We start from the raw sequence: 12,400 nt of genomic DNA, 5'->3' as shown, positions 1-12,400 counted from the left end.
GGGCTGCGGCCGCAAATCAGACGGGCAGCCCGGAGGCTGCCCGAAAGTCATGACCTAGCTGTTAAATCCGGCTTTGACAATCCGCCAGAAGAGGCAGCTCAGCCGGAGATGCGCTCGATCTGCGCGCCGCAGCGGGTCAGCTTGTCTTCAAGACGCTCGAAACCGCGGTCGAGGTGATAGACGCGGCTGACGTGGGTCTCGCCTTCTGCGGCCAGACCGGCAATGACCAGCGACACGGAGGCGCGCAGGTCCGTTGCCATGACCGGCGCGCCGCGCAGGGTGTTGACCCCGTCGACGATAGCAGTGCGGCCATCGATATGGATCTGTGCGCCGAGGCGGGCCAGCTCCTGAACATGCATGAAGCGGTTCTCGAAGATGGTCTCGGTGATGCAGCTGCGGCCGCCTGCCCGGGTCATCAGGGCCATGAACTGGGCCTGAAGATCGGTCGGGAAACCCGGGAACGGCGCGGTGGTGATATCCACCGGCTGAATGCCGTTGCCATTGCGGTAGACGCGCAGGCCTTCCGGGGTTTCCGTGATATCCGCGCCGGTCTGGCGCAGGATCTCGATGGCGCTTTCCAGCAGGTCGGCACGGGCGCCCTGCAGCAGCACATCACCCCCGGTCATGGCGACAGCCATGGCATAGGTGCCGGTTTCGATCCGGTCGGCCACCACAGCGTGATGCGCGCCATGCAGGCGCTTGACGCCCTGAATGCGGATGGTCGGCGTGCCGGCGCCCTCGATCTGTGCGCCCATGGCCTTCAGGCAATTGGCCAGATCCACCACTTCCGGCTCACAGGCGGCGTTGACGATTTCCGTCTCGCCTTCGGCAAGGGTCGCCGCCATCATGATGGTGTGGGTGGCCCCGACCGAGACTTTCGGGAAGACGACGCGGTTGCCGATCAGGCCCTTGGGAGCCTTCACGACCACATAGCCAGCTTCAATCTCGATATCGGCGCCGAGCGCCTTGAGACCGTCGATGAAGAAATCGACCGGACGGGTGCCGATGGCGCAGCCGCCGGGCAGCGATACACGGGCTTCGCGCATGCGGGCGAGCAGAGGGCCAACGACCCAGAAGCTGGCGCGCATCTTGGAGACCAGCTCGTAGGGCGCTGTGGTGTCCACGATCTCGCGGGCAGTCAGATGCAGGGTCTGGCCTTCCAGATCGTCCTGACCGTTGCGCTTGCCGTTGACCGAATAATCGACGCCATGGTTCTGAAGGATCTGGGTCAGCAGAGCGACATCGCGCAGGCGCGGCACGTTGCTGAGCGTCAGCGTCTCATCCGTCAGAAGCGAGGCGATCATCAGCGGAAGGGCTGCGTTCTTCGCGCCGGAAATCGGGATCACCCCATTCAGCGCAGAGCCGCCCACGACCTTGATGCTGTCCATACCGCTATAACCCCCAAGAAGTCTGTTTGCCCCGGCGAAAGCCCCGCCTGGCGCGGAAATATATGTATTGCACCGCCGTCTACACGCAAGATGTGGCCCGCGCAAGGCGAAGACCCGGCAGAAGCCGGGAGTTTTCCGGCCTAAACCGGGCGAGTGCCGGTCAACAGCAAGGATCGCGCCGCTCTACCAACGGCAGACGCCGGTCGAACCGTCAGGATGACCGCTCTCTGGCAGCGGCCTTGCGCCGGCGCAAGTTTGCCCGCAAGGCTTCAGCCAGACGCTCTTCCCGCGTCGGCTTTGCCGGTTTCTCCTTGCCGCGCCGGTTCGGGACAGCCGCCTCGGAGGCGTCAGCTGCTTCGGGCGCATCCACGCCGTCCCGATCTTTTCCTGTGCCGCCGGCAGCGTCCACGTCGCTCATGTCAAGTGATCCCGCAGAGTGTCCCGTCAATTTGCCCCGAACAGGACAAGCTTCTGCTCACCGGTTCGGACCCTCTCTCTTTCCTGCATCAAGCAGGATCAAGGGGCAAGGGCAGCCTTGATGCCTTTCCACCAGGAGATTCCCCGGCAGGCTCCCGTGCCCGGCAAAGCTTTCCACAGGCCTGACGACGCCTCCCAAAGGCGACCAAGCCCTTGTTTCGTGCCATTTTTCAGCCCGCCCCTGCAAGTTCGCCATCCCATCCACAGGTCCAAAACAAAACTTCCCAAAAAAAGCGAAGATGGACGCTTGCGCCCCCCGGCCAACTGTGGCAAAAGCCACCGCATTCCGGACGGCATCGCCGCCGGGATCAAGCAGACGGTTCTTCCGCACCTGACCAACAGGCTGGTTCAAAACCAGAGGAAACGCACCGCAGATGCTGCCGTAGCTCAGGGGTAGAGCACTCCCTTGGTAAGGGAGAGGTCGAGAGTTCAAATCTCTCCGGCAGCACCATTTTCCAAAGACATTCAAAATACCCGGCATTTTGCAAGGCTTCGCTGTTGGCGCAGGTATTCTCGTATCTGCCGCCTTTCTGGTTTGGCAATGGGCACGATGGATCCGCGCGGTTCAGGGCAAGCGGATCAACTCCTCCGCGTCTGGCGGAAGTTTCGCTCATAATACTTGACTATAAAATTCATATTTATTAGTGCAGCAATCAGGATCCATCTTGGTCCGGCGGCAGTCATCTGCCGTCCTGCATTCTGCGCTTGCGCACGTCTTTCACCACGAGCCCTTCGACTGCCGGATGAACAAGGTTCTTCTCCCCTCCCCTGTTTCAGGACAGTCCGGACAATGACGTCCGCGCTGGAGGAGGTCTATCTGAGAATCCGGCGGTCCCTGACATCACGGATCCGGCGGATCGTCCAGGACCCGGGGATTGCCGAAGATCTGGTGCAGGAGACCTATATCCGGTCCCGATCCGCTGGCGAGGCCGGGACGATCGAGCATGCGGAAGCCTATCTGAACCGGACTGCCCAGAACCTCGCCCTTGATTACAAGCGCCGGCTCAAGCGGCAGGCCCGGGTGGAAGCCCGGCCCCTCGACGACAGCACCGCGGAGACGATTGCCAGCAACCAGCCCTCCCTTGATGAAATGCTTGCGGGCCGCGAAGATCTGAAACGTCTGGAAGCCGCCCTCTCCCTGCTGCCCGAGCGGGCACAAAAGGTGCTGATTCTCAGTCGTCTTGAGGGATGGAGCAACGCCCGCATTGCCGGACAACTCGGCATTTCGGAGCGGACGGTTTTCAACGACCTCAAACTGGCACTCGGCCATTGCCACGATGCGCTTTATGGAAGGAAGCGCTGATGGACCGCAAAATTTGCAGACTGAGCCAGAGACAAACGTCTGACCTATTGAACGGTTGTCGCAGCCATGGATGAGAAGCGGACAGATATGCCGGAGCACCGCCCGACCGAAACCCGAACCTCCCCTCAAGGGGAGCAGGACGCCCCATCCGTGACGGATGCGGCAGCCGACTGGTTTTTCAGGTTTCAGGCGGCTGCGGACCAGAGCGAGCGGGTTGCGCTTCAGCAGGGTTTCGATGCCTGGCTGGCTGAAGATCCCCGTCACAGTCAGGCCTTTGACCGGATTGCCGCCCTCTGGGAGGCCCCGGCTCTGGAAGGTGCCTTGCGGCTGCGGCAGGCGGAACTTTCCAAACCGGTTCCCCTCTTCAACGGCCGGAGTGTAAAGAGAGCCCTGGCGCCGCTTGGCATGGCCGCCTGCCTGGCTGCAGGTCTGGTCCTCAAGCTGGAAGACATTCGGGTCTATTGGCTTGCCGACTATCAGACAGCCGAAGGGGCGACAGGCCAGATCACCCTGCCCGATGGCTCAGCCATGACGCTCAATTCCGGCTCGGCCGTTTCCGTCGACTTTGACCAGGGACGCCGGGAGGTGGCCGTTCTCAAGGGGGAAGCCTATTTCGACGTGACCCACGATGAGGACCATCCCTTCAAGGTGACAGGGCACTTTGCGAGGGTGACCGTGCATGGCACCGCCTTCTCCGTGGACACAGCCGAAGACAGTGACGACGTCGTGCTGGAACGCGGCCACATTTCCGTGGAGCGGCTCGCCGATATTGGAGACAATGTCTCCCTGGTCGCAGGTCAGGCCGTGACCGCCACCGCGACAGCACTGACAGATGTTCGGGAAACCGACGCAGGGCTGGCCTTGTCGTGGCGCGAAGGGCGGCTGTTCTTTGATGACCAGCCGCTGGAAGTCGTGGCGAAGGAGCTCGACCGCTACATCCCCGGCAACATCGTCGTGCCCATGGAGCGGGTGCGCAAGTTCCATATTTCCGGAAGTTATCTGATCAGCGACATGGACAATGCCTTGCAGACGCTGGCGGATGCCGCGGGTGTCGGTTTGTGGCGCCTGCCGGGCGGCCTGATAATCCTGCAATAAATATTCAACTTTTTTTGCCGGTTTCCGAAAGCCGTTCGTCCAATCAAGTGAGAGCCCGGAAAACGCGAGTGATCCGGGCGGATTTCTGATTGGGGCAAGGGGTATAGTCGCAATGGTTCCGACCGTGCAGCGCAACACGAAGACACACTCGACAAGGATTGGACGCACGCTGCTCGTCCATCTGATGATGACCACCGGGCTGATGGCCCTTCCACTCGGTACGGCCCTGCCCGTGCTGGCGCAGCAGGCCGATGAAACGGCGGCCTTTGCCATCCCTGCCCAGCCGCTGCCGGCAGCGCTGACCAGCTTCATCCGCCGCTCCGGCTGGCAGATCAGCTATTCCTCGGATCTGGTACGCGGCAAGCGTTCCGCAGCCGTGAACGGCACCATGTCTGCAAGTGCCGCCCTGCAGCAGCTTGTTGCCGGTACGGGCATCAGCGTCCGGATCAGCGGTCCGCGGTCCGCTGCCCTCTACGACCCGGCAGCGCAGGCAGCTGCGGTCGGCGGTGACGGCACGCTGCTGGAACAGCTGACGGTCAACAATGAAGACACCGGCTATGTTGCCACCGACACGGTGACGGCCACCAAGACGGATACGCCGCTGGTCAAGGTGCCTCAGTCGGTCAGCGTGATCACGGAGAAGGAACTCAAGGACCGGCAGGTCACGGATCTCAACGACATTGTCGCCTATACGCCGGGCGTGCGGGCCGTGGACTATCCGGGCGGCCAGGGCATCGGCGCGATCTTCTACATGCGCGGCTTCCGCCACCAGTCCCAGCGCGCCTTCTATCTGGACGGTTTGCGCAATGGCTACAACCCTTACGATTCCAATCTTGAGCCCTATGGCCTGGAGCAGGTGAACGTTCTGCGCGGCCCCTCCTCCGTGCTTTATGGCGACGCGCTGCCGGGCGGCCTCGTCGACATGCGCACCAAGCGCCCGCCGAGCGAGCCTCTGCATGAACTCGGCGTCGAATATGGCAGCAACAACCGCCGCCAGGTCACAGGCGACTTCGGCGGACCGATCGATGCGGAAGGCAAGTTCAGCTACCGCCTGACGGTCCTGCACCGGGAGAGCGACACCCAGGTCGATCATTCGCCCGACGACATGCTCTATATCGCCCCGGCCTTCACCTGGACGCCGAATGACGCCACGCAGGTCACCCTGCTCGCTCAGTACCAGAAATGGACCACCGGCGGCTCCGAGCAGAGCCTTCCCTGGGACAGCGCGATCGGCGGCACGGCAGCCCCCATTCCGACCGACCTCTATCTCGGCGTGCCGGGCCTGACCGAATGGAACGGCGAGACCAAGTCCGTCGGCTATCAGTTCGAGCACCAGTTCGACAATGGCTGGACCTTCCGCAATGGCGCCCGCTACACCCATACGGAACTGGACTACATCTCGTCCTGGACCGATCCGGTCACGCTGGTCAGCAACCGCTACCTGAATGTCTATCTGCAGGACCGGCCGCGCGATTCCGACAGCTTCTCCTTTGACAGCAATCTGTCGAAGGACTTCCAGTTCGGCCAGATGGATCACAAGGTGCTGCTGGGCGCAGGCTTCGGCTATTCCCGCATTTGGGAATCGCGCACCAACAGCTCGAACGCCTTGGCGCTCGACATCAACAATCCGGACTATTCGTCCTACACCCCCAACTGGTGCTATCTCGGCGTCTATTGCCGGCCCTGGTTCGACAAGACCCTGTTCGTGAAGCAGTTCGGCGTCTACGCGCAGGACCAGGTCGACTGGAACAATTTCACCCTGACCCTGTCGGGCCGCTATGACTGGGTGGAAAACAAGACCGAGAACTACGCCTCGCGGACCCTGAGCGGTCTTCTTGGTGCAAGTGATGCGGTCGACACGGTTCAGGATCAGGCCTTCACCTATCGCGCGGGCCTTGCCTATTCCTTCGACAATGGCATCACGCCCTATGCCAGCTTCTCTACTTCGTTCGAGCCTCAGGCCGGCACGGCCTATAATGGCAGCGACTTCGAGCCGACCACCGGCCAGCAGTTTGAAACCGGTCTGAGGTTCAAGCCGGACTGGTGGAACGGTCTCTTTTCTGCCTCCTACTTCCACATTACCCAGCAGAACGTCACCTCTTCCGATCCGGATCACTCCGGCTATTCGGTTCAGACCGGTGAAGTTCAATCCCAGGGTTTCGAACTGGAGGCGTCCGGAGAGCTAGGCTACGGCTTCAACCTGCACGCCAGCTACACCTACACCGATGCGCGGGTGACCAAGGACAACACCAATGCAAACGGGGTCAACAAGACCGGGACCCGCGTGCAGGCCGTGCCCTACAACACCGCATCGGTCTGGCTGAACTACGACTTCCAGATGCCGGCACTCGAGGGCTTGAGCGTCGGCGCAGGCGTTCGTTATGTCGACAGTTCCCTGACCTTCGTCGACACCTCCACCGGAGCCCAGCTGGAAGTGCCGGACTATACGCTTCTGGATGCATCGCTGAGCTATGACTTCGGCGCAAAGATGCCCCAGTTGGCTGGCCTCTCCCTCACCCTGAGCGGCACCAACCTCACCGACGAGGATTATTACTCTCCGGGGTTCTATTCCAACTCGGTGATTGCAGGGCGCGGCCGGACGGTGAAGGCCAAGCTGAACTACCGCTGGTGATCCGCAGGCTTTGCCCGACATGACCAAATCCAACAGCACTGCGGAGGGGTTTTCCCCCCTCCGCCTTCGCCCGACCCGGCGGTCCGTCCTTGGCGGACTGGCGGGTTTGTGCCTTTCGCCCGGCACGGCCTTCGCTGAGGCAAGCCCAGCACGGGTTGCGGCCCTCGACTGGGCCAGCGCGCTCAATCTCCTCGCTCTCGGCATCGAGCCGGTGGCGGTTCCTGAAAAGCAGCGCTATGGCCAGTTTGTTGTCGCCCCGGCCCTGCCCGAAAGCACCGAGGAACTGGGGCTCCGGTCCGAACCCAATCTGGAACTGCTGGCACGGCTGAAACCGGATCTGATCGTCACCAACGGCGAATTGTCCGCCCTTCACGAGCGGCTTGACAGGATCGCCCCCGTGACGCTGTTCCAGCCCCATCCCTTTGGAGCCGACGCAACCCGCGGCGATCCCCTGTCCATCGGCTTTGAGCGGCTGGAAGCGCTAGCGGACACGACAGGGCGGCAGGATGCATTCGAGGCTTACAAGCAGTCCTCACTCGCCATGCTGGACGAAGCCGCGCAAAGACTTGGCGGATATGACGGCAGGCCTGTCTATCTGGTGACCCTGGTCGACCCACGCCGGTGCCTCGTCTTCGCACAAAACAGCCTCTACCAGCCCATTCTCGACCGGTTCGGCATTGCCAATGCCTGGAAGGACGGAGGCACCGCCTTTGGCCATCGAACGGTGACACTTGACGCACTGACCGCCGATCCTGAAGCGCGTCTGGTTACAATCGGCGACGAACGCCTGGTGCGCGGGGCAATTGCCATGAAGCTGCCCGTCCTCAGCAGTCTGGCCCCTGTCCGCGCCGGTCGCGTGACCTTCCTGTCCCAATCCCTTTTTTACGGCGGCGCCCCGGCGGCCCTGCGCTTTGGCCAGCTTCTGGCCGATGCGCTGACCGCGCCTGGCACCACCGGCTGACGTTCTTAAGCGAGCCTGTCGATGAGCGACCAAACCTCCGCTGTTCCTGCCGTTTCGGGCGGACTGCGCTCCGCCGCCTTGCCGGGCCTGTTTCTGGGCACGCTTGCGGCTGTGGCGGCAGCGCTCGTCTGGATCACCTTCAGCCGCCAGATCCCGGTGACAGGCTGGATGCAGACGATCCTTGCCCCGGACCTCGACAACACGGCTGAAGTGATCGCCCATTACAGCTATCTGCCACGCATCTCCGTTGCGCTTCTGGCCGGAGCGGGCCTCGCCTTTGCCGGGGCGGTGCTCCAGCACGTGCTCCGCAATCCGATTGCCGAACCTGCAACGCTCGGGATCGCCGGCGGCGCGCAGCTCGCCCTGACAATCGCAACCCTTTGGGCGCCCTGGCTCTTCGCCTTCGGGCGTGAATGGGTGGCTCTGACAGGCGCCGCGCTCGCCTTCACCTGTGTCCTGTCCATCTCCATGAGCCGGGGCCTGTCGCCGGTCTCCGTCGCTCTCGCCGGGCTGATCGTCTCGCTCTACACAGGCATGGCAGGAGCAGTGGTAACGCTCTTCAACCACGACCTCCTCATCGGCCTGTTCCTGTGGGGCGCTGGCTATCTCGACCAGACCGACTGGAGCAAGACGCTGTATCTGCTCTGGACCGTACCACCGCTGGCCTTCACTGCCCTGCTTCTCGTGCGCCCAGCCACCCTTCTCAGCCTGGGAGACAGCACCGCCAAGAGCCTTGGCGTGCCCGTCGGCCTGATCCGCTTTCTGGTGTTGGGCCTGGCCGTCGCATTGACAGCAGTGATCGTGGCCACGGTCGGCGTAATCAGCTTTGTCGGACTGGCAGCTCCGGCCGCCGTGCGGATGCTGGGCGTTCGGCGGCTGTTTCCCCAGTTGCTTCTGGCACCCGTGCTGGGGGCGCTCATCCTGCTCATCACCGATCAACTGATCCTGCTTCTGCCGGTGACTTACCGCGCCTTTCCGACAGGGGCCATGACCGCAATCCTCGGCGCTCCAATGCTGCTGGCCTTGCTGCCAAGGCTCAGGGCCGCGGAGCCGCCACGCCAGCAGGCAGCCCGGACGCCCTATCGTGCGCGGCGCCCGGCCGTGATCCTCGGCCTGCTGACGGCGGCTCTCTGTCTGATGCTTGCCCTGTCGCTGACCTCCGCAGGTAGCAATGCCGGGCTGCTCTTCGGCCATATGGACGAAGTTGCCGCATTCCGTCTGCCCCGCGCCCTGGCCGCCCTGTCCGGCGGCATGTCACTTGCCCTGGCGGGAGTCATCCTTCAACGCATGACCGCCAATCCCCTTGCCTCACCGGAAGTGCTCGGCATCTCTTCAGGCGCCATTCTCGGCGTCATTGCCGTCATGATCCTGATGGTCGCCCCCAACCGTCTCGATCAGATCGCGGGCGGCATGGCAGGTGCCCTGGCAGTCCTTCTGGTGATCGTGCTTCTGACCCGCAGGCAGGCCTTTTCCGGCACCCGCCTGCTGCTGGCAGGCATTGCCATGGGATCGGTCACAGGTCTCGTCATGGCGGTGCTGAAGACGTTTCAGGATCCCCGCCTCGGACAGCTTCTGACCTGGGTTTCCGGCTCGGTTTATGGCACTAGCCTGAACGAAGCGCTGATGGGCCTCGCTCTGGCCCTTGCCGCCCTTGCCCTCCTTCCCCTGATCAGCCGCTGGCTGACCCTGATGCCGCTCGGCACCAGCCTGCCCCGGAGCGTCGGGGTCCAGACGGGACGAGCCAACCTGTTGCTGCTTCTGATCGTCGCCGTCCTGAGCGCCAGCGCCACGCTGACCATCGGACCGCTCAGCTTCATTGGCATCATGGCGCCCCACTTCGCCCGCTATATGGGGCTCGTGCGCTCCGGAGAGCAGGCAATTGGAGCAACGCTTGCCGGCGGACTGGTGCTTCTGACGGCGGACTGGATTGGACGGACGGTGATCTTCCCCTACCAGGTACCGGCAGGTCTCCTCACAGCCATGCTTGGAGGGCCTGTGCTGCTCTACCTGATCCGCAAGCGCAGCTGAGAACCCTTTCGCAAGGAGAAGACGCAAGCTGCTGCCATTGCACGACTTTCCTTGCGTGCGCGAACGAAGCAGCCTATCCCAGTTGCCGTTAGCCTAGCGCCAAACCGGTGCGGCCCTGGAGATAGCATCATGCATCTGGAAGAAGCGATTTCCCTGCTCGTTGAAGCACGCAAATCTGGCAAGACCCTGGACCGGCTGCCGGAAAGCTGCCGTCCGCAAACCAATGCGGAAGCCTACCGGATCCAGAAAGAAGTCGCAGACCGCCTCGGTCTCACTGTTACCGCATGGAAAACTGCAGCCGCCGGGCCGACCGGTCCCGTTGCAGCGCCGATTTTTGCAGGGACGGTTCACAATGCGCCACTACGCTTGAAGGCTGCCGCACTGGAAACCGAAATCGCCCTGCGCGTGTCGAAGGATCTGCCGTCCCGCCCGGATGCTCCCTACAGCCGTGAAGAGATCCTGGCCCACGTGGATGCCATGGCCATGGCCTTTGAACTGGTCGACTGGCGTCTGACCTCTGCCGACCTCAGCCCCACCGAAAAGGCCGCTGACTATTTCGCCAATGCCGGGCTCGTCATCGGCACGCCGATCCCGATCGAAGGCGACATCAGCTCGCCCCTGGCCGACATCACCCTGACCTGCAACGGCGTTGCGGAACCTTACGTTCCCAACGAGATCGATCCGGTCGAATCCCTGCGCGCCTATGCCAGCACCGGCGGCGACCAGTTCGGCGGCCTGAAGGCCGGACAATGGGTCACGACCGGCTCCATGACCGGTGTGCAACGGTCACCCGCTGCCGGAAAATGGCACGCAAACTGGAAGGGGCTGACGGCCGTTGACCTTGAAATCGAAGGCTGATCAACTCATACTTTAGTCTAATTTATTGCTCCTGCACAAAATCGTCGTGCATTGCAAAAATTACGGGTAGTTCCCCGCAGAAGACTGTCATTGCTGCAAGGCAATATCCTGCCTTGCAGCTCCGTTTTCCGCAGATCCCCCTGCGTTCCGGACTGTCATCTGATCGTTGTGAAAGCAGGGTACAAAAGGTATTGCACATATGTGCAAAGCCTAGTTACCGCCTGTTTCCGGGCTTCCGGCGACAGCTTTCAACGAGCGGGGATACCTTGATGACCATTCTGTCTGCGAAGCTTCGGCAATCGACGGCCGCTGCCGTTCTTGCCCTCACTGCCACTGCTGTTTCCGGCGCAGCGCTTGCGAAGGACCTGACCATTACCGTGTGGTCCGGCGGCACCAATGAAACCGAATCCTACCGCATCGAGAACATCGCGATCGCAGCCGACCTGCTCGAGCGCGAATATGCTCTGCGTGGCGAAGAATTGAACATCAAGGTCGAAGGCAAGTACGACTTCGCCGGCTGGGCCGAGTTCAAGCAGGCTGTGACCCTGGCTGCTGAAGCCGGCACCGCACCGAACATCGTCGTCAGCTCCCACCTGGATCTGGCCCCGTGGAGCCAGGCTGGCCTGATCGTGCCGATCGAAGACTATGTCGATCTGGACGCATGGCCGCTGAACGACATCTACGAAAACCTGATCGACATCACCTCCTACAACGGCCAGGTCGTCGGCCTGCCGCAGGACGCCGAATCCCGTCCGTTCTTCTTCTGGCGCGAGACCTACAAGAAGATCGGCTACACCGACGAGCAGCTGGACGAACTGCCGGCAAAGATCCAGTCCGGCGAATACACCCTGAAGAACGTCTTCGAAGACGCCAAGAAGGCCGTCGACATGGAGATCGTCGAAAAGGGCTACGGCTTCTACCCGCGCCCGAGCAACGGCCCGGACTACGCCCAGTTCTACCAGTCCTTCGGCGGCACCCTGATGGACAAGGACAGCGGCAAGTTGGTTCTCGACAAGAAGGCCATGACCGAGTTCTACCAGTTCTTCGTTGACTGCGTGAACGCCGGCCTCACCCGCAAGAACCACCTCGGCACCGACTGGAACCAGTGGTACAACGAAGTGGCAACCGGCAAGGCAGCCACCTGGCACGGCGGCACCTGGCATTATGCCCGCTACACCGGCAAGGAAGGCCTGTCGGACTTCTTCGGCAACATCCAGTTCTCGCTGATCCCGGCCGGCAACGCAGAAGGCCACGCCAACACGATCACCCAGCCGCTGGCCTATATGATCACCAAGCAGAACGACGAAGAGGCCGTGGAAGTCGCAGCCCAGCTGGTGAAGATCGCTTCCGAACCGCGCCTGAATTCCTACCACGCGATCAAGTCGTCGCACCTGGGCATCTCCCGCCAGCAGTCGAACGTCGAGTTCTACGCCAACGACCGCTGGGCCGCAGAAGCAACCGAGCGTCTGCTTCCCTTCGCAAACGCCCAGCCGAACCACCTGAAGTACGGTCAGTTCTCCGAGCTGATGTACAAGGGTCTGGAAACCGCATGGACCGGCACGAAGTCCGCTGAAGACGCCGTGGCTGAAGTCGAAGTCGAAATGAAGGCCGCTCTTGGTGACGATCTGATCGTCCGCTAACCGCCTCCCCTGATGGCG

Annotated in this window: 9 protein-coding genes and 1 tRNA gene; 8 read left to right on the top strand and 2 right to left on the bottom strand. The window is 62.3% G+C overall.

The features are described 5' to 3' along the window. Positions 1 to 98: 98 nt before the first annotated feature. Positions 99 to 1,388, bottom strand: a complete 1,290-nt coding sequence (gene murA, locus BUA94_RS04860) for a UDP-N-acetylglucosamine 1-carboxyvinyltransferase (RefSeq protein ID WP_073009504.1) — start codon at positions 1,386 to 1,388, stop codon at positions 99 to 101. Between the two features lie 211 nt (positions 1,389 to 1,599). After that, complete coding sequence (locus BUA94_RS04855; protein ID WP_073009501.1) at positions 1,600 to 1,806, bottom strand: hypothetical protein; 207 nt, start codon at positions 1,804 to 1,806, stop codon at positions 1,600 to 1,602. A 435-nt stretch (positions 1,807 to 2,241) separates the two neighbouring features. Between BUA94_RS04855 and BUA94_RS04850 the strand changes: the two genes are divergently transcribed. From BUA94_RS04850 to BUA94_RS04815, 8 genes are all read left to right on the top strand, one after another. Further along, positions 2,242 to 2,316 (top strand) — tRNA-Thr (locus BUA94_RS04850). Positions 2,317 to 2,655: 339 nt separating this feature from the next. Then, positions 2,656 to 3,168: an RNA polymerase sigma factor gene (locus BUA94_RS04845; RefSeq protein ID WP_073009499.1), complete on the top strand. Its 513-nt coding sequence runs from the start codon at positions 2,656 to 2,658 to the stop codon at positions 3,166 to 3,168. Positions 3,169 to 3,234: 66 nt separating this feature from the next. Continuing rightward, positions 3,235 to 4,263: a FecR family protein gene (locus BUA94_RS04840; RefSeq protein WP_084081705.1), complete on the top strand. Its 1,029-nt coding sequence runs from the start codon at positions 3,235 to 3,237 to the stop codon at positions 4,261 to 4,263. Between the two features lie 112 nt (positions 4,264 to 4,375). Beyond that, positions 4,376 to 6,895: a TonB-dependent siderophore receptor gene (locus tag BUA94_RS04835; protein WP_084081704.1), complete on the top strand. Its 2,520-nt coding sequence runs from the start codon at positions 4,376 to 4,378 to the stop codon at positions 6,893 to 6,895. Between the two features lie 19 nt (positions 6,896 to 6,914). Continuing rightward, positions 6,915 to 7,856: an ABC transporter substrate-binding protein gene (locus tag BUA94_RS04830; protein WP_073009495.1), complete on the top strand. Its 942-nt coding sequence runs from the start codon at positions 6,915 to 6,917 to the stop codon at positions 7,854 to 7,856. A 21-nt stretch (positions 7,857 to 7,877) separates the two neighbouring features. Continuing rightward, entirely contained in the window at positions 7,878 to 9,884 is a 2,007-nt protein-coding gene (gene fhuB, locus BUA94_RS04825; RefSeq protein ID WP_073009493.1) for a Fe(3+)-hydroxamate ABC transporter permease FhuB, read from the top strand. 129 nt (positions 9,885 to 10,013) lie between these two features. Further along, complete coding sequence (locus BUA94_RS04820) at positions 10,014 to 10,742, top strand: hypothetical protein (protein WP_073009490.1); 729 nt, start codon at positions 10,014 to 10,016, stop codon at positions 10,740 to 10,742. Between the two features lie 269 nt (positions 10,743 to 11,011). After that, the gene (locus tag BUA94_RS04815; RefSeq protein ID WP_073009487.1) at positions 11,012 to 12,382 is read left to right on the top strand and encodes an ABC transporter substrate-binding protein; all 1,371 of its coding nucleotides are present in this window, start codon (positions 11,012 to 11,014) and stop codon (positions 12,380 to 12,382) included. Positions 12,383 to 12,400 lie beyond the last annotated feature (18 nt).

It is taken from the genome of Roseibium suaedae (assembly GCF_900142725.1).
GTDB classification, from domain to species: domain Bacteria; phylum Pseudomonadota; class Alphaproteobacteria; order Rhizobiales; family Stappiaceae; genus Roseibium; species Roseibium suaedae.
This window is presented reverse-complemented; position numbering and strand designations above follow the sequence as displayed.

What these genes read in the sequence shown, in the direction of transcription:
- BUA94_RS04830 (WP_073009495.1), top strand. Translation starts at nt 6,915, where the DNA reads ATGACCAAATCCAACAGCACTGCGGAGGGGTTTTCCCCCCTCCGCCTT.
- BUA94_RS04815 (WP_073009487.1), top strand. Translation starts at nt 11,012, where the DNA reads ATGACCATTCTGTCTGCGAAGCTTCGGCAATCGACGGCCGCTGCCGTT.
- BUA94_RS04845 (WP_073009499.1), top strand. Translation starts at nt 2,656, where the DNA reads ATGACGTCCGCGCTGGAGGAGGTCTATCTGAGAATCCGGCGGTCCCTG.
- BUA94_RS04840 (WP_084081705.1), top strand. Translation starts at nt 3,235, where the DNA reads ATGGATGAGAAGCGGACAGATATGCCGGAGCACCGCCCGACCGAAACC.
- BUA94_RS04835 (WP_084081704.1), top strand. Translation starts at nt 4,376, where the DNA reads ATGGTTCCGACCGTGCAGCGCAACACGAAGACACACTCGACAAGGATT.
- BUA94_RS04855 (WP_073009501.1), bottom strand. Translation starts at nt 1,806, where the DNA reads ATGAGCGACGTGGACGCTGCCGGCGGCACAGGAAAAGATCGGGACGGC.
- murA (WP_073009504.1), bottom strand. Translation starts at nt 1,388, where the DNA reads ATGGACAGCATCAAGGTCGTGGGCGGCTCTGCGCTGAATGGGGTGATC.
- fhuB (WP_073009493.1), top strand. Translation starts at nt 7,878, where the DNA reads ATGAGCGACCAAACCTCCGCTGTTCCTGCCGTTTCGGGCGGACTGCGC.
- BUA94_RS04820 (WP_073009490.1), top strand. Translation starts at nt 10,014, where the DNA reads ATGCATCTGGAAGAAGCGATTTCCCTGCTCGTTGAAGCACGCAAATCT.